This is a genomic window from Arthrobacter sp. H20 (assembly GCF_000520515.1).
Classification (GTDB): domain Bacteria; phylum Actinomycetota; class Actinomycetes; order Actinomycetales; family Micrococcaceae; genus Arthrobacter_D.
In genome coordinates this window covers 1-19991 of record NZ_AZRY01000139.1, presented here as the reverse complement: position 1 = coordinate 19991, position 19991 = coordinate 1, and the positions used below count along the sequence as shown (strand labels likewise).

Annotated in this window: 19 protein-coding genes; 12 read left to right on the top strand and 7 right to left on the bottom strand. The window is 59.2% G+C overall.

All coding sequences use genetic code 11. The features are described 5' to 3' along the window. Position 1: 1 nt before the first annotated feature. From Y703_RS0100090 to cysN, 5 genes are all read left to right on the top strand, one after another. A complete protein-coding gene (locus Y703_RS0100090; RefSeq protein WP_026551103.1) occupies positions 2-2605 on the top strand; it encodes a LuxR C-terminal-related transcriptional regulator in 2604 nt (867 codons plus the stop codon). Positions 2606-2888: 283 nt separating this feature from the next. Then, complete coding sequence (locus tag Y703_RS16945; protein WP_162148840.1) at positions 2889-3695, top strand: LbetaH domain-containing protein; 807 nt, start codon at positions 2889-2891, stop codon at positions 3693-3695. Further along, the gene (locus Y703_RS0100080) at positions 3692-4483 is read left to right on the top strand and encodes a 3'(2'),5'-bisphosphate nucleotidase CysQ (RefSeq protein ID WP_026551102.1); all 792 of its coding nucleotides are present in this window, start codon (positions 3692-3694) and stop codon (positions 4481-4483) included. Before Y703_RS16945 ends, Y703_RS0100080 begins: the two co-directional genes overlap by 4 nt. Positions 4484-4511: 28 nt before the next feature. Continuing rightward, on the top strand, positions 4512-5432 hold the full coding sequence (cysD, locus tag Y703_RS0100075; RefSeq protein WP_026551101.1) for a sulfate adenylyltransferase subunit CysD: 921 nt from the start codon (positions 4512-4514) through the stop codon (positions 5430-5432). After that, entirely contained in the window at positions 5432-6682 is a 1251-nt protein-coding gene (gene cysN, locus Y703_RS0100070; RefSeq protein ID WP_026551100.1) for a sulfate adenylyltransferase subunit CysN, read from the top strand. The genes cysD and cysN overlap by 1 nt, the downstream gene beginning before the upstream one ends. 22 nt (positions 6683-6704) lie before the next feature. On the opposite strand, the gene cysC is transcribed toward cysN, so the two are convergent. The 7 genes from cysC to Y703_RS0100035 form a co-directional block, all read right to left on the bottom strand. Beyond that, positions 6705-8015 (bottom strand): adenylyl-sulfate kinase, encoded by a 1311-nt coding sequence (gene cysC / locus Y703_RS16940; RefSeq protein WP_253907879.1) that lies wholly within the window; start codon positions 8013-8015, stop codon positions 6705-6707. A 2-nt stretch (positions 8016-8017) separates the two neighbouring features. After that, entirely contained in the window at positions 8018-9022 is a 1005-nt protein-coding gene (locus tag Y703_RS16935) for a sulfite exporter TauE/SafE family protein (protein WP_253907876.1), read from the bottom strand. 99 nt (positions 9023-9121) lie between these two features. Further along, complete coding sequence (locus Y703_RS0100055) at positions 9122-9862, bottom strand: hypothetical protein (protein WP_026551099.1); 741 nt, start codon at positions 9860-9862, stop codon at positions 9122-9124. A gap of 149 nt (positions 9863-10011) precedes the next feature. After that, a complete protein-coding gene (locus Y703_RS16930; protein WP_155849340.1) occupies positions 10012-10857 on the bottom strand; it encodes a hypothetical protein in 846 nt (281 codons plus the stop codon). A gap of 293 nt (positions 10858-11150) precedes the next feature. Beyond that, entirely contained in the window at positions 11151-12728 is a 1578-nt protein-coding gene (locus tag Y703_RS20570) for a CBM96 family carbohydrate-binding protein (protein WP_051427150.1), read from the bottom strand. A gap of 227 nt (positions 12729-12955) precedes the next feature. After that, entirely contained in the window at positions 12956-14209 is a 1254-nt protein-coding gene (locus Y703_RS16920) for a polysaccharide biosynthesis C-terminal domain-containing protein (RefSeq protein WP_162148839.1), read from the bottom strand. A 311-nt stretch (positions 14210-14520) separates the two neighbouring features. Then, a complete protein-coding gene (locus Y703_RS0100035) occupies positions 14521-15885 on the bottom strand; it encodes a GumC domain-containing protein (RefSeq protein WP_162148838.1) in 1365 nt (454 codons plus the stop codon). Positions 15886-16475: 590 nt separating this feature from the next. On the opposite strand from Y703_RS0100035, the gene Y703_RS0100030 reads away from it, so the two are divergent. The 7 genes from Y703_RS0100030 to Y703_RS0100005 all read left to right on the top strand — a co-directional run. Continuing rightward, complete coding sequence (locus Y703_RS0100030; protein WP_026551097.1) at positions 16476-16880, top strand: hypothetical protein; 405 nt, start codon at positions 16476-16478, stop codon at positions 16878-16880. A 148-nt stretch (positions 16881-17028) separates the two neighbouring features. Beyond that, positions 17029-17565, top strand: a complete 537-nt coding sequence (locus Y703_RS21815) for a tyrosine-type recombinase/integrase (RefSeq protein ID WP_155849337.1) — start codon at positions 17029-17031, stop codon at positions 17563-17565. Beyond that, positions 17463-17807, top strand: coding sequence for a tyrosine-type recombinase/integrase (locus tag Y703_RS21125; RefSeq protein WP_081743285.1), 345 nt, complete (start codon positions 17463-17465; stop codon positions 17805-17807). Before Y703_RS21815 ends, Y703_RS21125 begins: the two co-directional genes overlap by 103 nt. After that, positions 17804-18031: a hypothetical protein gene (locus Y703_RS22260; protein WP_162148836.1), complete on the top strand. Its 228-nt coding sequence runs from the start codon at positions 17804-17806 to the stop codon at positions 18029-18031. The genes Y703_RS21125 and Y703_RS22260 overlap by 4 nt, the downstream gene beginning before the upstream one ends. Before the next feature lie 95 nt (positions 18032-18126). Then, positions 18127-18765 carry a tyrosine-type recombinase/integrase gene (locus Y703_RS0100015; RefSeq protein ID WP_162148835.1) on the top strand — a complete coding sequence of 213 codons (639 nt, stop codon included), beginning with the start codon at positions 18127-18129 and terminating at the stop codon, positions 18763-18765. 78 nt (positions 18766-18843) lie between these two features. After that, positions 18844-19182 carry a transposase gene (locus tag Y703_RS0100010; RefSeq protein ID WP_081743284.1) on the top strand — a complete coding sequence of 113 codons (339 nt, stop codon included), beginning with the start codon at positions 18844-18846 and terminating at the stop codon, positions 19180-19182. After that, positions 19182-19991, top strand: an 810-nt coding sequence (locus Y703_RS0100005) for an IS3 family transposase (protein WP_253907875.1), incomplete at its 3' end; no start/stop codon positions are given. The genes Y703_RS0100010 and Y703_RS0100005, both read left to right, overlap by 1 nt.

Sequence of the window (19991 nt, the reverse complement as noted above, 5' to 3'; positions counted from 1 at the left end):
AATGGACTTCATAGCTAACCCCGGGTCTTGTGACCTCGTTGGCAGGGCGGATGAACTGCAGATCATCCTGGAATACATCAGGTCCGGCAGTGGAACGTGGATTGTTGGTGATGCGGGTTTAGGCAAAAGTGCACTCGCCGAGGCCGCGCTCAAAGAGCTCAAAGCAGAAGTGAGACCCTTCCGTGTGCACGGCAGCGCGGCGTTGGCAGGTATCCCTTACGGGGCGCTGGCGCCGCTGCTGACACAGCTCAGTCCTCTCGAATCGGATTCCCCGATTGCTTTCATGCGCACATTGATCGGGAGCCTTCGCGCGGGCAATGACCCGGCCAGCTCAGCGCCGGCCCTGTTGATCGTCGACGACGCGCACGAGCTCGACGAAGCCAGCGCGGATTTGATCCTGCAGGTGGTGGCTTCACGAGAAGTCCGGGTTCTCCTGCTCAGTAGACCAGGTCACGCGATGGATGCAAAAGTATTCGGACCAGCGGTAGACAGGCTTCTGGCCCGCTACCAGCTTCGGCCTCTCACCAAGAATGGGGTCCATGAACTATGCCAGCAGGTGTTCGGCGGGCGGGTGCTATTGAGCACGAGCGCCGCAGTGGAACGTGTGAGCGGAGGGAATCCGCTCCTCATTTTCACTCTCATCGCGGAGGCCCGCCGAGGCGGCACAGTAGTCAACAGTAATGGGGTGTGGATTCTCAGGGAGGGCTGCCTGTTACCCGGCAAGCACTCGATTGAACTGACGAAGAGGCAGCTGTCGAGATTGTCGCCGGGAGATCGTGAGGTTCTTGAGTTGGTTGCGTTGGCTGAACCGTTGATGATCTCTGCCCTGTTCGAACTGGGTAGGCACTCGTCGATCGATGCGCTATACGAGGCGCACCTCATTGCTATCGGGGAGCCTCCGATGCCGTTGGTCCGCCCGAGCTACCCGTTGCTGGGCGAGATCCTTCGTGGACTCGTTCCAGCGGGACGCAAGTTGCGGCTTCGTCAGCTCCTGGAAGCTGGTGCGAGCGCGGGTTCCTTAACCGGTGAAGCCCTGGTGCGGCACACGTCCTGGTTATTGGACTGTGGTGTGTCTGTCCCCAACGACAGGCTGCTCCAGTCCGCCGCGGTGGCCAATAACCTTGCTGATTCAGCCTTCGCTTTGCGGGCAGCATCAGCGGTCGACCAACCGAGGATGGCTTCAGCCGCTTGTGTCCAAAAAGCGCGGGCATACGTCCACCGAGGCGAGTATCGATCAGCTCAGGAGTGTCTGAAGGACCTGTCTGCAGCCGATCTGGACCTCGAATCAATGAACTATGCAGCCCACCTCGCTATCAGACTGCAGTCACCTGGTGCCGGTGATGCCCAGGCGATCAGACCGTTCTCCTCCGACCGGGAGGTCGACCTGCTGCAGCTGCATCGCGAGGTTTCAGAGGGAAAGTACACGGGCGTGACCGAACGTCTCCGTAGGCACCTTGACGGCGCATTGTCGGACGATGACGAACGCAGCACAATCCTTGCACTCACGCTATTGGGAGAGGTCTATGCATCGACGGGGCAGGCCGCGCGGGGAGCTGATGTTACCGGTAACGCACTCCGTAGGTTGAAGGACAATCCGCAGCGGTTCATCCTCGACCACGAATGGGTCCTTATCCGCCACGTTGTCTCACTGATTCGGGCTGGCCGGTGGAGCCAGATTGCAGCGGTGCTGAATCGATATACCGAGTCGGCGTCGGACTCGTTTGCCTACTGGGGCGGTGCTATTGACCTAGCCATGGGGGTCGTCCAGATGTGTGAGGGCAAATATCGGGAGGCGTCTGAAACTTTGAGTGGTGCCGTGGAAGGCCTTCGCATCCACGATGTGGAGAATTTGCGTCCAGTGGCACTCGGACTCGCCGCGTTCACCGCCTCAGTGGTGGGCGAGCGGGTTAGCTGGCAACGATTCTCGATGGAGTTCGACAGCATCGGCGATAAGGGAAATCAACAGTCACAACTTATGGGCCGTGGCTTCATTCTCGCTGCCAGGGTGGTGCAGTCAGCTGACCCGGATGCAGTGGCCCAGCTGCACTCTTTGGCCGACCATGCCGAGGCGAGGGGGTGGGTGTCTGCCGAGATGGACCTGCGTGTCCTCGCCCTGGGAGTGGGACAGCACAGTCGGTTTGCGCGGGTAAAGGAACTTGCCAGCTTGGTGGATGGCGCCGGCGCCGCGCTAGTGGCTGGCTTTTGCCGAGCTGTGGATCAACACGACGCCGATCAATTGGTCCGTATCGCGCACCAGGCCGAGGATATCGGCTACGTTCCGCTCGCCCTGCTCTGCCTGCAGGAAGCCCTCAACCTGGCCGGCTCCGATCAGAACCGGTTGCGGGAGCAGAACATCAGGCAACTGCTGGAGCAGCTGCACCAGAAGGGCCAGTCCTTCCACCGGGGCGTGAGCTCACCAAAGCTTACTCGCAAAGAGCGGGATATCGCCGTTCTGGTGGGCAGAGGGAAACGCAATGCTGAGGTAGCGCTGGAACTGGGGCTTTCTGTGCGAACAGTCGAAGGACACGTGTATCGGATTTTCGAGAAGCTCGGCATCAGTCGTCGGGAATCGATTAACGAGGACCACCTCCGCGCCGAGGGCTAGGACCGACGGTGGCTTTTAGTTGCTGTCGGATGCCCGGAAAGAAGTAGTCCGCTTTCAATTCCCGCGTAAATTTCCGGATACTCGCTCCAGATGACGCGGTCCTCTAGGTGGCGTTCCTTCGAAATGCAAGTACCGGGAGTTGAACGGCGGGTAGGCGTTACGCGTGTGCTGAACTTGTGGTCTTTCTATTCTTTAGGGAATCACTCGTTACGACGGTATTAAGGGTCTCGATGCTGCGGTCTCTCACAAACGATTTCCTAGGGTGCGTCCGGAAGTCAGCTCAATGATTCCCCTCCTGCTCATTGGGGCGAGCGGTCTTGCAAGGGAGGTCATTTCCTCTCTCAGAGGAACTGATACTTACGACGTGGTCGGGGTGCTCGACGATGAGGAGCATCTGCTCAAGACTGACCTGGATGGCGTTTCCATTCTAGGCCTCGTGAGTGATGCCGGACTGTATCCACGTGCGCAGTTCCTGGTCTGCGCTTCGTCGCGGACTGCACGACGACGAGGGGTGGAAGCCCTCTGTGATGTCGGCGTGACAGCCGACCGATACGCCACGGTCATTGATCGGAGCGTCCGGGTGCCGCCGGGTTGTTGTGTCGGTACGGGCAGTATCGTGTTGGCCCACGTGGTGATGACTACAGCCGTGTCGATTGGACATCATGCGGTAGTGATGCCCCGGGTGTCGTTGGCTTATGACGACATACTGGAGGATTTTTCGATGCTTGCCGCGGGAACGGCGCTCGGCGGTCAGGTGCATGTTGGCCGTGAAGCCTACCTTGGGATGAACTCCAGCGTTCGGGGCGGGGTCCTGATCGGAGCTGGCGCCAGCGTCGATATGGGCGCCGCAGTCCTCGAGGACGTACCGGCCGGCGAACGCTGGGGTGGTGTACCCGCGGCGCCGGTTTCCCGCGGTGCCCGGACCGGATTCGACCGGCTACGGGGAGGAATTGGCTCCTCGTCTGCCTTCGAGAGGCTGGTCATGTCAGCGTCGTTTCGAACGCAAGGTAACGAATTGGGTGCCATTTCGTCCAAAAGCGACGGCAGAACCTACGTGCATAATCAGCCCTACCTCGGAGAGGTGTCATGAATTCCAGGACAGGGTTACGCGAGGATGCTTCTGATCTACGCTTGGCTGTCCAGCTAGCAAACCAAGCGTCAAAGATGCTTCTGGAACGTCAGCGAACGGCAACGAACCGTTCCCTGACTCGCGAGCAGCTCAAGGATGAAGGAGATGCTCAGTCGCAACTCCTGATCAGCGCGGGGCTTAACCGATATCGGCCAACAGATGCCGTTCTCTCGGAGGAGGCCGCCGACAGTTCAGCCCGGTTGCATTCGGATCGGGTTTGGATTATCGATCCGTTGGATGGGACACGCGAGTTTGCAGAAGGTCGCCCTGACTGGGCGGTTCATGTCGCATTGTGGCAGGGAAGCGAACTGTCGGTTGGAGCGGTAGCACTGCCGGGTCTCGGAGTGGTTCTGGACAGCAGCCCGGAAGTCGCCCCGGCCACAACCCAGAACGGCCGGATAAGAATCGCCGTCTCGCGGAGTAGACCCCCGTCGATAGTCGGCGTGCTCGCCGAATCGCTGGATGCAGAGCTGGTTCCGATGGGATCGGCCGGGTATAAGGCCTGCGCTGTGGTGCGTGGGGAAGTCGATGCCTATGTGCACGCGGGAGGCCAGTATGAATGGGATTCTGCTGCCCCGGTGGTTGTGGCCCGAAGCAGGGGACTGCATGCCAGCCGAATCGACGGCTCGCCCCTGGCGTATAACCAGCGCGATCCTTACTTGCCGGACCTCCTCATTTGCCGCCCTGACCTTGCGGAATTGTTGATTATGAAATTACAGGTATTAAGCCAAAAAGAATTACTACGATAAATCGGTCTCAAAAGATGGGATGTGCACTATGGTTGAGAATGACAAAGGCCCGCGGTATAACCTGACACAATTGAAAGCCTTGGAGTCTGAAGCGGTCTATATTATCCGCGAGGTGGCGGCTGAGCTGGAACGCCCCGCACTGCTGTTTTCTGGGGGAAAAGATTCAATCGTTATGTTGCACTTGGCGGCCAAGGCATTCGCCCCTGCCCCGGTGCCTTTTCCGGTTATGCATATCGACACGGGACATAACTTCGACGAAGTTCTGGAATTTCGCGACGAAATGGTCAAACGGATAGGGGTGCATCTCGTGGTGGGCTCGGTGCAGGAGGCAATTGACCGCGGCCTGGTTCAGGAGGAGCCGAATGGTTCCAGGAACCGTATTCAGACGCCCGTTCTGCTGGAAACCGCGGAGAAGAATGGATTCAACGCGCTAATGGGTGGTGCCCGTAGGGATGAGGAGAAGGCACGCGCAAAGGAGAGGGTGTTCTCTTTCCGGGACGAATTCGGACAGTGGGATCCGAAGAATCAGCGGCCGGAGCTGTGGAATCTTTACAACACCAAAGTGCAGGTGGGAGAAAGCATCAGGGTTTTCCCAATCTCCAACTGGACCGAGCTGGACATCTGGAGCTACATAGCTCACGAGGGGATTAAGGTGCCGTCGATCTACTACGCTCACCGACGCGAGGTATTCGAGCGGAATGGGATGTTATTTGGAGTGCACCGGTTTTGTACACCTCATGCAAGCGAGAGGGTCTTCACGGAGACGGTCCGTTACCGCACGGTGGGTGACGCCAGCCTCACTGCAGCGGTCAGGTCAGACGCAGCGACGGCTGATCAGGTCGTTGCCGAGGTAGCGACGACGCGGATCACCGAACGGGGAGCGACCCGCGGCGACGACCAGGTAAGCGAGGCGGCCATGGAAGACCGCAAAAAGGAAGGGTATTTCTGATGGATCTTTTGCGCTTTGCAACGGCGGGGTCAGTGGATGATGGCAAGAGCACGCTCATCGGCCGTATGCTGTACGATTCCAAATCCATCTTCAGCGATCAGCTGGAGTCAATTGAGCGGACCAGCCGAGACCGGGGAGACGAGTACACGGATCTCGCTCTATTGACGGATGGCCTCCGCGCCGAGCGGGAGCAGGGAATCACCATTGATGTGGCGTATCGGTACTTCGCAACGCCGAAACGCAAATTCATCATTGCGGATACCCCGGGTCATATCCAGTACACCCGCAACATGGTCACCGGCGCCTCTACCGCTGATGTGGCTATCGTTCTGGTGGATGCCCGAAAAGGTCTGGTAGAGCAAAGCAGACGGCATGCCTTTTTGGTTTCACTACTCCGCGTTCCCCATCTTGTGCTGGCAATTAACAAAATGGACCTGGTGGACTGGTCGGAGGAAGTTTACGAGTCGATCCATGCGGAGTTTGTAGAGTTTGCGGCGAAGCTTGATATCACTGATCTCGCGGTAATCCCGGTGTCCGCGCTGAAGGGTGACAACGTGGTAACGCGGTCGAGCAACATGCCGTGGTATGAGGGTCCAGCTCTCATGCATCACCTCGAAAATATTCACATTGCAAGCGATCGAAATTTGGTTGATGTGCGCTTTCCCGTGCAATATGTCATCCGTCCGCATCAGAACCGCAGCCACGACTACCGGGGATATGCCGGTCAGGTGGCCGGCGGCGTGATGAGGCCGGGGGACGACGTCTTGGTCCTGCCCAGCGGGCTGCCGTCCCGGATTGCATCGATCGAGACAGCCGACGGTCCCTTAGCTGAGGCCTATGCACCGATGTCCGTGGTGGTTCGGCTGGAAGACGACGTGGATATTTCCCGCGGGGACATGATCTGCAGGGCCAACAACCAGCCGACCGTGTCGCAGGACATAGATGCAATGGTCTGCTGGATGAGTGACAAACCGCTTCGCGCGGGCCACAAGCTGGCGATCAAGCACACGACCCGGAACGCTCGTGCGCTCGTCAAGGAACTGCACTACGAACTAAACATCAACACTCTGCACCGGAACTCTGGCGTGGATGATCTCAAGTTGAATGAGATAGGTCGGGTGCGCCTACGCACCACGTCACCCCTGCTCGCCGATGAGTACCGGCGCAATCGCCAGACAGGCGGCTTCGTTCTAATCGATGAGTTCAGCAACAGCACGGTGGGGGCCGGAATGATTGTCGGGGCCGACTAGTCCGGCTCACGGGGGCAGATCCCTACTCGGCGAGGATCTGCCGCCGTGAGACCGGCGTCTCGCGAGCAAGATCAGGGCGTAGTCGGCTAATGGCTTCCAATACCCGTGTGACGCCGTCTTCTACTTCTACCGCTGAAGTATCTATCGAGCAACAGTCGGGATCGGTAGGGATCTCATAGGGTGAATCAATTCCTGTGAACTCCTTGATCAGCCCGGCACGTGCTTTAGCGTAAAGACCCTTTCGATCCCGTTGTTCGCAGATGGCCAATGGGGTGGAGACATGGACAAGAAGAAAATCCCCGAACGATTCAGCCATTTCGCGAACCTCTTGTCGCGTTGAATCGTAAGGAGCTATGGGAGCGCACACCGCAATACCGCCCGCACTTGCGATCTGAGAGGCGACCCATCCGATTCGTCGAACGTTCATCTCGCGGTCGGCCCGGGAAAAGCCCAACCCCGAGGACAGCATCCTGCGCACGGAGTCTCCGTCCAGGAGTGTTGAATGCCGGCTGTCGACTATCCGAAGGCGTTCGACCAACTCTCGCGCTAGGGTCGACTTGCCTGAACCGGAGAACCCGGTAAAAAGAACGACAAGTCCGCCCCCCTGCGAGATGGCGGGGGGAGTTCGCTCAACTACCCGCGTGGTGAAGTCGAGGACCAGGTCGGCGTCGACGCGGTCGAGGACGTGCCGTCGCAACAAGGGCGCGTGCATCCCTTCAGGGCCTTTAGCTGTTGGAAAGACCAAAAGACGCACGCGGGCATTGGGGATTTGGTCCGCACACAGTTGGAGGCTGTCGATCAATTCCTGGACGAATTGGGTACCGGTCTGGTTGCTGTCAACCACGGCGAACAGGAGAAGATCGCAGTCCGCCTCCCGCGCTTTAGACATGGTGAGAGCTATTTGGTCGGCCAATGGGGGGTGGGCGAACGCCGCAACGAGGAGTCGTTGTGGGCCATCTGGGCCGGATCGGGACAGTGGCCCAGTGACGCGGAGATTCCGCGCTGGTGGATGCTCGGCGGGTTGCAGTTTGCTGATGCTGCCAGCGAGGAAGACCACCGATGAGGCATTCTGGGCATCCGTCACGGTGAGTCTGGCCAACGGTGTGCCGTCCGGATCTGTAATAAGGATGGCGCCGTGCCGAAGTGCTTCCTGCGCGACTGCCGCGGGGACTCCTAGGGTGAATTCAGTTGGCCAACCGGCCGGCATCTGGCCCGGAAGACAGTAGCCGTTCGCCGGGCTGTACAGCCCCCCCGACAGCAGTTCAAGTTCATCGAGCATCGATCCATCCAGTGACAGGGCGGGTTCGAGGAGGTGGGTGTGCCCGGCGATCATGTTCACCTTTCGTTTCCTTGTCCGGAGTCGTTACTTGCGGCGGGGGCATCAGCAAGTTTGCGGGCTTGAGCGCTCTGTCGTTTCTCTGTATACGCCAGAGCCGGAAAACCATAGCGCCGGCGTAGGTACATCCAAAGGACTGGGGCAAGTAGGAGGGCCGCAACAAGAATCACGCCGGTCGTGACGTTGTCCACCCCGAGCATCTTGAGGGCGGAGGCCAGCAATACGAACGCCAGAGCCCGGCGGACGAAACCCCCGCTGAGCCGCGATGACATCTGAGCGCCGATATATACGCCGGGAATACTGCCCACGATCAGAGGTAACGCGATTCCAAGGTCCAGCGACCCGAAGAGCATGTGCCCCACAGCAGCAGCAGCCACCATGGGAACTGCCTGCAATAGGTCAGTTCCGACCAGCTGGCTTGCTTTTAACCCCGGGTAAATCATCATGAGGCCGATGATGACGATCGAGCCGGAACCCACTGAGGTCAAGCCCACAATGAGGCCTCCGGCCGCTCCGAGCAGGAGTGTCGGCATGACTCTCGGGGTAACCTCGGGCCGTCCCTGCGGCAGCTTCGGCCCGATCCCGCTCCGGGTTCGTGCCCGTTCCACCAATCGCATGTAAGCCCTGACTACAAGGAGTATCGCAGTAACCATCAGTGCTATGCCGAGTGCCAACTTTATGCCCGCCTGAACACTCTGCTCGTCGCCCAGGGCCTTGAGGATCAGTACCCCGCAAAATGCAGACGGAATGGAGCCGATCGCCAGCCATTTGACCAACTGAAGGTTCACGGTGCCCCGACGCAGGTGAACGGCCGACCCGACCGGTTTCATCACAGCGCTTGCCATGAGGTCACTCGAAACTGCTGTCAGTGGTGGAACGTTGAAAAAGAGAACCAAAATGGGCGTCATAAGTGCGCCCCCGCCCATGCCCGTCAATCCGACTACGATCCCCACGCCGAAAGCGGCGACAACCATGGTTTGGTCCATGGAAAATGATTCTGTCATAAATAACAATGCCGGGAATAGGGCTTCACCGCATTTTCTTTTCGGGCTGCTATGGAACCAGAAATTCGTCGCATTTTGCCAAAGAAGAAATTCTGATAGCTACCAGGCCCATTCCCACCCGTACGATCCTTCAAAGCCACCGATCGTAAAACTTGCGGAGCCGCTGCCAGCGGGCACATCGAGCACAATGAGACCTACGGCGTCGCTCCCCGGCTCGATGGGACTGGCTAAGAGTTCGTCAGGATCTACGCAGCCAGCACTGTTTCCTACCGGGTCGTCGACCGGTTGCCCGTCAGCATCCCAGGCCCTGAATTCGCGGGCTGACATGGCAAAGTAAGGCCAGCCGGAATCCACCAGCTCGGGTTGTGCCTCCACGGAAAACTGCAGTGCGACGAACTGGCCGTTAATACTCTTCTGAGCTGAGCCGCCAGTACACTGAAAATCGACCTGAATTTCCTCGGCCTCCATTTCGGCGAACGTGGTGCCGGAACCGTCGTTGAAGACACTGGTCTCACCCACAGTTTCGCCCAGGTTTCCGTGCTCGTTGACCGGCCGCCCCTGGGCGGTTCCAGGCTCAGGAGTTTCAGGCAGCGGTGAAGCGGACTCGCCGTCCTCGGCACCGCCGGTCGCCTCCGGAGGGGGTGGGCTTTCGCTGCTCGTGATCTCTGATGGTTTGGGGCTGGCGCTGGGGCTGGCGCTGGCGCTCGGAGAAGGGGAGGTTGCTGCGGAAGACTCGTTCTGAACGGGCGGAGTGTCGGAGGAATCCAGGGCTGGCGAGCCCGTGCAACCGGTCAAAGTGAAAGCGAGGGCTAGGGTGAGGATGCGGTCCGAACGATTCATCGTGCTCTCCCGGAAGATGGGTTGGCTATGAGGACTCTAAAGCAAACAGGTGGGCCGATCTTAGCCCAGTTGGGGCGCAAGAGACAGTAAAAATCAATTGGTTTGGTTGGTTGCGCCCCAAAACTTAATCTAGTCTGGAATTTAGGGAATTAGCCGGATTGGGAAGGCCCTATCTGACAACTTCGCTCTGAGGTCAGGGAGGGGCCGTTAACGAAGCTGTTGAAAGCTGAGAGAGCTTCGGGGGACGATTGAATATTCGTATGGCCCACGTTCAGTTCCTCTCCCTCCGTGGTGACCTCCGGGTGGTCCCAATACACGAGCGCACGAAGCTTGGGCATACGGGATAGTTTCTCCTCGGCTGAGCCGAAGAAGCTTGCCTTGGAGTGTGATCCACGGGTTTTCTCATTCACTCCCCACTCCGCAAGCATCTGGGGCTTGTCAGGAAAGTTTGCTGCCGCCCACTGATAAAATCCGGGCCAGGATCCGCCGCTAGTCTGGTTGGCAAGCTGGAAGATGTCTGGCGTCGCTGCCAGATCGAAGGCGTAGGGGTCCTGCGCAATCCAGTCAACGACGTCGTTGCCCGGATAGAGATCCTCAAACCAGGGCTTTTCCGACCACTTTTGCGTCCCCGTGTAGTTCATCACCGTCACTATCGTCTCAGGGTTGGTGCGTGAGAGGACTTCGACGGTGTGACGAAAAAAGTCGCGGAAGTCAGCTGCCGTTTGCCCGGACTTTCCGTCTTCATTGACTTCGTCCTCCATCTCCGCATTGAGCGAAAGGAAAAACGGTTTATCCGCTTCCCGCGTCATATGGGCGGCAAGCTCACTTAGGTAAGCGTCCGCCTCGCCGTCCGCTACTTGGCGCCAGGTCAGGGAATCCGGCTTCCAGTTGTAAAAGAGAATCCGTTCGCTGCCAAGCTCGTCCTGCCGGTTCAGTTCAGTTTCATTCGGGAACATTGTGTCTTGGCCGCGTTTGTAGTAATGAACGATATCCACCGGTCTCCCAACGGTTCGCTCAAAGTTTGTCAATGCGGTGTCCCAGTTTTCATCCCCGTGGGGATTGGCAGCTACTCCAAAGAACACGTCACACCCTGCCGACGGTTTTGTGGGTGCTGCGCACGAGGTAGCCAAAATGCAGAGAATGAGGCCGAGCGCGACGAGCGGGGATGGATGCTTCATCTGCCCCCTCGTCCTCGTTGCTCAGATATCGATCCTAGTCATCGCATTCCGGAAATGCATTAGGTGCCACCGAAAAACATTCGGTGGCACCTAATGTTTCCCAATCAGATTTATCGGTCGAGATAGCTCTTTCGGGGCGCGGTCAGGATGTCGCTGTCAACAAAGCTCCTAAACGCGTTCAAGCTGGAGGGTGTGGAATCGACCCGCGTATCGCCAACGATTAGCGGGTTTCCTGACGTGTCTATGCCCGTCGAGTCCCAGTACACGACGGCCTTGATTTTCGGGTGCTGAGCGAGCTGGTCAGCGGCGGTGTTGAAGTAGTCCCGCTTGTAAGTCGGGTAGGCAGGATCCTCATCCACCCCCCATTCGGCCAGCATCTGCGGCTTATCCGGGTAATTAATGGCGGCCCAGTTGTAGAATCCTGGCCAGCCGCCGTCCGTCCGATTGACCATACCGGCGAAGTCGGTCAGCCAGACTGGTGGTTTCCCGAAGGCATAGGGGTCCTGAGCGATCCAATCGACGACATCGTTTCCGGGGTAAAGGTCATTGAACCAAGGCATTTCCCCCCATTTTTCTATCCCTGTGTAGTTCATGACCGTGACCGCATTGTCGACGCCATTGCCGCGTAGTTCCTCTACGACATGGCGGAAGAAGTTCCGGAAGTCGGCTGGTGTTTGGCCGGATCCGGGGGCTAGGTCGACCTCATCCTCCATCTCTGCATTGAGGGACAGGTAGAAGGGCTTGTCCGCGTGCCGATTCATATGGGCTGCGAGGTCCTGCAAGTATCCGTCAGCGGCGCCTTCAGCAACCTGGCGCCAGGTTAGACCGGTCGGCTTCCAGTTGTAAAACAGGATGCGGTTCTTGCCCGCCTCATCCTGACGGTTCAGCTCAACCTCGTTGGGGAATAAGGCGCTCTGACCGCGTTTGTAGTAGTGGGCGATATCCATGGTGCGCCCGGCGGTTTCCTCGAAGTTAGCGAGGGCCGTATCCCAGCTCTCACCGCTCAGCGGGTTGGCTGTTGCCCCAAACCAACTTCCACAACTGGGGACAAGTATCGCGGAGACGCTGCACTCCGGTGCGGCGGGATCCGGTACCGGGGCAGGTACGGGTGTCGGTGTCGGCACAGGGCTAGGTGCCGGCGTCGGAGCCGGCGATCCGGTCTCGACGTCGCTGGTGAACTTCGGCGCAAGTTCAGCGCCGCCTTCACGCGAGGCGATCCGGCTGACACCGTTGCCAGCGCGGGTCAAGGCTAGGGACACCGTCCCGTCCTCACCCGATTGGAGACCGACGAGAGGAATTCTGATGGTCTGGGCACCCCCCGCCACCGCAAAATTTCCGACGAGCGAATCAAGCGACGGCTCGTTGGTGGCAGTGACGCCCTGTTCAGTCCAGTCAGAGCCAACCTGATGGACCTCGAGGTTGCCTGCGTTACCGCCGGTGACGGACAATTCAAGGTGCAGACCCGAATCGCTATCGCCGGTTTGTCGATCGAACCGGATGAATCCGGTTTTTCGATCCTCGGCGTCCAGGCCTACAGCAATTTTGGTCGAGTCCCCCCGGTTTTCGTTAGGCATCGTCGACACGGTGTAGGCGTCGGCAACACTTATCGCGGGGGAGGCTGCTTCTGCGGTCGTTCCTGCTGCAAGCATGGTGGCTGCAAGAACTGCGACCCCGCCGGATGCAGTCAATAGCCTGAGCTGGTTCCTCAGGGACGATCGGGGGCCGGCATCTGAACCGTGATTTGGCCGTCGTGATTGAGTGACTTTTGCCATAGATATAACTCCGTTTCGGCTGCTTACCTGTCCCAGCTAGCAAGTCGAAGCACCCTATGTGGTGGGTGAAGGTTACCAAACTGTAACAAAGATTGATTCGAAGCGGGAAACGGGAGACTGATGTTACTGGCACACAACAGGGCTCACGCCGTGTTGGAGGCGGGTCTGCGCGGTGGCGGCCCAGCACTGCCAGCAAGGATCGCCCCGCGGCGAAGCCACAACAGCACTACGTAGCTCACCGCAGTGACGGCCAGCACCGTGACCTCCCCCGCGGGCGGTACGGACGCCAGGTGATGAACCACGGACGGCAGAGCTCCGAAGGACAACACCAGGGCAGCCGTCACCCATAGAAGTTCCTTTGAAGACGGCGTGATGCCAGGTGACCGGCGTACCTGAATGAAACACAAGACATTCTTGGTGATGATAGCCGAGGCCCACGCGATCGCTGCTCCGGTGATGCCCATGACCGGGACAAGCAGGAGGCATCCGGCAACGTCGACGGCCAACGCCGTCGTCGTATTGATCAGGGAAAGGCTGCTACGCCCTGCCATCAATAGCAGGACGTCAAGCGGCCCCATTGCCGTGGAGAACAACATGGCAAGAGCGAGGATCTGCAGGCTGAGGGTCCCAGCCCCGTAAGGCGTGCCGAAGAGAAGGATCAAGAAAAACTCGGCATAGACAGCGATGATCAGATAGATGGGCCAGGTCAGCAGGACCGTCCATAACGTTAGTCGGCGCGCCACCAGTTTGGCGCCGTCGAGGTCTTTGACCGCCAGCAGACGCGCCAACTGGGGCTCGCTGACCTGCTGAAGCGCGCTTCCGGCAAGTTGACCGAGGACGAGAAACCGCGTCACGGCTGTGTATAGTGCACCGGCGGCAGGGCCGGCCAAAATCACGACTATCGCGATGTCGGCTCGCTGGAGCCCAACCTGGCCTAGCCGGGCCGCACCCCGTGGCACGGTGAACGCCCAAAACTCCGACGAAACCGCCTTCTTGTCGACGGAACCTCCATGCGCAAGGATGCCGGGATTGTCGCGCACGATGCCCCTGAGACTGCCAATGGCACAAATCAAGCCAACACCGTAGGGCGCAACCCAGGAGAGTGCCAGGTAACCCGCATCGGCACCGACTAACCCGGCATAAGCCACCGCCGCAAGCTGCAGGAGCGGACGTAATATCCTTTCGATCAGAATAGTGGGCCGCATCCGAGCCAGCCCCCGGGTGATAGCCAGAAACAGTTCATAAGTCGCCGCTACCGGCAGCGCGACGGCGAAGACGATGATCATTGCGCGGGTCGCTTCTGAACCGTCGTTTCCTGCGAGGAGAACGCTCAAGGCCTCAGCCAGAGCAAGACCCGCAATCGTGACCACGCAGCTCACCGCCAGCGCTATATTCACGCCTCGGGCTATTAGGTAGCGGTTACTCCCGCCCTCACCCCGAGCGCTGTTCCAGGCAATGAACCTAACCAAACCCTGGTCAACTCCAAGTTGGGATAAAGCGAGGGCGATAAGGAAGATGGAAGTCACCGCAAAAAGGGACCCTGCTATCTCCAAACTCCACATCCGGGAGACGAGCACCACGATTGTGAAGTTCGCCAACGCCGACAGCCCAGCGCCCAGCAGGTTAGCGCTGCCTGACCGCGCTATGGTGGCGACAGCCGTTTGCCCGTTGGAGCGTGCGGTTGTGGCCGGGGGGAGCCTCCGGATTCTCACGTATGAGATGAGTGCTGGGCGGCAGCTTCGGTCTCCGGATCGGAAGGTGTTCTGGACCTGTGCCCCCAAAGATCGAAGGTTGACACGTTGGTTGGGGTTTGACGTTTCCCTTGTACACGGGGCAGAAGCACCCCGCCCACGATCTCCGTCCGGTCTTGCTCAAGAATTTCCCTGGCTGTCAGGACCTCGGATAGGGTCGACCTGTCCTCCTCGACGACCAACAGGATCGCTGCGGACTCGCGTGCCAGGACCCCGCCGAGCGCAGTGTTCACTGACGGCCCCACGACGAGCACCAACCCGGTAGTGCACAGGTCCCTGAAGATCATTTCCAGTGACGGGTCCCACACCAGGGACTCGAGACGACCCGACTGAGTGCCGGGGCCCAGCACCGCTACATGGTCAGTCACTCGGACTACCAACTCGCGGGCCGCAGTGGGCCGGTATTGGCCTGATAACACGTCGGTGAAACCTGCGGTCGAGGAACCCATCCCGTGTGGGGCTTCATCTGTTGCGAGGACTATAGTGACGGACACGCCGGCTTCCGCCAGGGTATCGGCGATCCCTGCCGCCACCTCCCAAGCCGGGGTCTGAGTGGAGACGCCCGCAACCATTAGCGCTCCTTCCGGCAAGGAGATGAACTGGTGCAAGCTATTGGTCAGGCGGTGGTAATCCTCGCGGGCCCCCGTTTGATCAGGACCACCACCTCGGCTAACAGAGCCTAAGAAAGGTGACACTCCTGCTGCCGTCAGGTCTTCACGATCGTGAATCCTCCTATCAGTGTGTTCGCGAACGAGTGTAAGCGAGATGCCGATAAACAGCGTCAAGCCGAGGATGCCTGAACCAATCAGCAGTGGATGAACTCCGTCACGAACCGGCGGTAGAGGAGCCGGACTGATAATGTCCCCGGGGGTAATTGAGGTGGTGGCTGCATCAGTTTGGTCCAGCCGGACCTGCGCTAACTGGTTCGCGTACAGGATGACCTGTTGCTCAAGGTCAAGTGCTTCCGCCTCGTCTGCATCTCCGGAGGCTATCGCAGCATTCAGCGCCTCAGACGCCTGACTAAGAAGGGAAGAGATCGAATCCAACTGCTGGTTGCTGAGTTCGGTTTGCGCTTCGACCACGCGTGTCGCGCGTTCCCGCCGATACTGCAGATATGCCTCTGCCAATGCCTGCGAGCCGGCCTGCGCCAGCTCCGGGCTATTTTCTGTGTAGGTGATTTGGACTACCTGCGAATTTGACGGAACCTCGGTGACTACATCGTCCTGAATACCACTTCCGAGGTCATACCCGAGGGTAGTCCCGATGCTCGACGAGAGGTCCACTACCGCATCGGTGTAGACGAGACCGGCTTCGGTAGTCAAGGCAGCCAATTGTTCAGGGCGTGACGGCGGAGTGGCGGGCGAATAGGGATTTCCCGCCAAGGGTTCAAGAAAAACGATGCTGGTGGACGAATATCGCGCTGTGTTTATGCCCAAATAGGCGGCGGCAGCCAACAGCCCAACGACCATCACGGACGCGAGGACACGCCAATGCCTCCTAATTGATCGGCCGAAGAAGGCAGAGCGAGCGGAAGATTGATCCAACATGTTATTTCCCCACAATTTTGTCGTGCGAAAAGACCCAGACTGTGACTGTTGCACCATTCTGACATAGGAAGGCGTCAATAAGACCAGAATTTGTAAACAAAAGTGGCTCTTCACGAACGAGGGTGTAGTTGGGGTCTGAAGCCGCCGGATTCCAGAAGCGATCGGGCGATGTAGTTGTTGAGGTTCCGGAAACCCAGGGCTGAGCCGCGAAGATGCTCGAGGCGCCCGTTGATCGCTTATGCCGAGGTCTGGGTTATGTCGACTATGCGTATGCCCGCCTTGCCTGGCGCCGGTTACTGCGGGGCATTGTCGGCATAGTGGCGGTGTGAGAGTCTCCTTCTCCGAACGGGAGAAGGAGATGGGTCATGGATGATCCGAAGCATGTCGAGTGTGCGCTCGTTGCCGGTGTCGAGGACGAGGACGAGGACGAGCTAGCGTACGTTGGGGCCTCAGTGGCTGACGGAAGCACAGCCCCTTCAGCGGGTAGTTGGCACGAGAGGATCTGGCTCCGTCGTCAGGCCGGTCCTCTTGCCGCAGTGGTGATGGAGCTGATCGAGTGGCTGACCATGCAGGGTTACGCCCCGACCACCCAACGCAACCATGTTCGTGCGGCAGCGCGTCTTGGCTCATGGATGGTCACTGAGGATCTCAGGCTCGGTGACCTGGATGCGGAGCGGGGAATTCGCTTGGTCAGGGAGGACAACAAACGCTTCCCGGAGCATGCTTCGGCCAATGAGAACGTTCTCCGCGGTCCTTCGGTTCCTGCATGAAACGGGTCGCCTCCGATCTGTGCCTGTAATCCACGCACAACCTCGCCCTGCGAAGGCATGCCTGGCGGAGTGGCTGCGGTTTCTTGAGGAGGACCAAGGCCGGGGCAGCAGCTGGGTCGACAAGGCCCGCAGAGTCGGGGAACCCTTCTTGGAGCTGATCGAAGAACGGTCCGGGGACCTGGACTGGGAACGCGTCGATGTCGCGATGGCCAATGACTTTCTGGTCCGTGCTGTGGCCGGATATTCCTCATCAACGGCTCAGTGCACGGCAGCGCTGCTACGTGGCCTGCTTACCTGGGCTGCGGGCAACGGATGGGTCAAGCGTGGGACTGCTTTCGGTGTCCTCTCGCCCCGGCGGATCCATTCGGGTTTGCCCAAGGCACTGAGCGTTGGCGGCGTTGCGGCGTTGAAGGGTGCAGTGGATTTGGCAAGCCCGACCGGCAGTCGCGACATGGCGGTCATCGTGATGCTGGCCCGCCTCGGAGCGCGTGCGGGTGAAATCGCTGGCCTGACGCTGGAGGACGTTAACTGGCGGGAACCGTCCTTACGGGTGGTCGGCAAGGGAGCGTCCTCGTTTTGCCTATGCCCGTTGATGTTGGTGAGACGCTGGTGGGCTGCTTACGAGTCCGACGGGCGGAGCCTGGCGAACGAGGTGTTTTCATTCGTTCCCTGCCACCCTTTATGACCCTGAAGCGTGCAGGTATTACCGAGATCATTCTCAAGCATGCCCGTATTGCTGGCCTTGATGGCGTTTATCCTCATCGTCTTCGCCACACGGCCGCCACCGAGGTCCTCGCCGGAGGCGGGAACTTCAGGCAGGTCCAGGAACTCCTTGGGCATGCGAGCATCGCCTCGTCGATGACGTATGCCCGAGTCGACATGGCGCCGTTGCGCCCGTTGGCACCGGCGTGGGGGAAATTGCCGTGAACAAGGAACCGGTCAATGCAGTCCTCGTGGCTGCCCTGAATGACTATCTCAGCCGGCGGCACGCACTGGGGTTCCAACTCATCGAGGAAGAACGCCACACCCGTCGATTTCTTGAATGGCTGTGGGCTTGCGGGAACACCCGGGCAGCTTTCACCGCCGCGAGGCGACCACGTGGGCGCGGGGAGCCGGCAGCTTCAAAAGCTCATACCAGGGCCAGCGCCTGAACTCACTGAGAGGCTTCTCACGCTACTGCCAGGCCCGGGAATTGGACGTCCACGTCCCTGCGGCCAGCACTTTGAACGCTGCCAAGGACCGACGCATGCCCCATATCTACACCCAAAATGAGGTCGACACGTTGATCGCCCTCTGCCAAAAGGTGTTAACACCCGTGCTCGTCCAGGCCACGATGGCGAACATCATCGCCCTGCTGGCCGTCAGCGGCATGAGGATCGGGGAGGTCCTGCGACTGAGACCTCAAGACATCCATGCGCCCGAGTTCACCGTGCTGGTCCGCGCGAACAAGCACGGCCCCGACAGGCTCATTCCGCTTCACCCCACCACTGTGAATGCGCTAGCCAAATACGAGTCCAGCCCTTATCGCCAAACCGTGGGCCCGCACCTCGACGGGCCCCTTTTCGTCAGTACCAGGGGCAGCGACTACCAACGGGCAACCGTGGAAGATCACTTCCGGCGGATCCGCGCGGCGGCAAATTTCACGTGGGAGGGTCCGGCCCCGTGCCTGCACGACCTGCGCCATAGCTTTGCTACCCGGCAGATGATCCAGGCCTACACCACCGACGGCGGCAACCCCGCAGCAAGGCTCAGCCTGCTGGCAACCTGGCTCGGCTACTCCGACCCTTCCCCCACCTACTGGTATATCCAAGCCGTCCCGGAGCTCCTGGCACTGGCTGCCCACCGCATCAACACCAACACCAACACAACCACCACCATGGAGTGAACCGCCATGACCTACCTCGCTACCACCCTGCAGTTGGACTGTTTCCGATTTTTGGGACGGGTGATTTAGCTGCCTTCTATGGAAGGACGTCTGGTTTATATGGGATCGGCTCGAGGGAAGTTCACGGCGGAGTATAAGCAGAACGCTGTAGAATTGGTGAGCAATGACGGTGTGACGATTGCTGGTGTTGCGGAGAATCTGGGTATTGCGCCGCAGACTTTAGGCAATTGGGTGAAGAAATGGAGGGAAAGTTTGCCTGAGCCGGATGAGGCTGAACCGCTGAATGAGAGTGAACGCCGTGAGTTATTGCGTTTGCGGGCAGAGCGGAACGATCAGGAAAAGCGGATCCAGCAACAGGACATGGAACTTCGATTCGCAAAAAAATGCGCGGCCTGGCTGGCGAAGACCGAGCAGTGATGTGTGCTGCTATCGCCGGTTGGGCTGACGAAGGAGAATTCTCCGTCCGGTTCATGTGTGATTATCTGAACGTCCCCAAATCCACGTATTACCGGCGGGCCGGCGGGGGCGAGTCCGCCCATGATTGCCGCGACCGTGAACTGACGGAGATGATCCGGCATTATTTCGAGCAGCAAAAGGGGCGGGTCGGATCCCGGGCCGTGCATGCATGGCTGGCCCGTTCCGGTGTGCGTACCAGCGTCAAGAGGGTCTGGCGGCTGATGGCGGATGCCGTGCTGGTCTGCTGCCATCCGCGCCCGCGTAAGCAGACCACGATCCCTGACCCGGATGCGCCGAAGGTGGCGGACCTGATCGGCCGTGACTTCACCGCCGACGCACCGGATCAACGCTGGGTGGGCGACATCACCTACATACGGGTCGGTGCCGGGTGGGTGTATCTGGCAACGGTGATTGATTTGTTTTCGCGGAAGGTCGTTGGTTATTCGATTGCCGATCATATGCGTGAATCATTGGTGCGGGATGCCTTAGCGAATGCTCTGACCACCCGAGGTATGCCGGAGAATGTTATTTTTCATTCAGATCGTGGATCTCAATACACGTCCTCTGCTTTCGCGCAATACTGCCGGGATTACAATGTGGTCCGGTCAATGGGTAGGACCGGGTCTTGTTATGATAATGCGGTGGCGGAATCCTTTTTCTCCACGATCAAGAAGGAGCTTATCTACCGTAGGCCATGGCTGAACATTGACGAAGTGCGGGGAGAGGTATTTGAGTACGTTGAAGTCTATTACAACAGGAAGCGGCTTCAT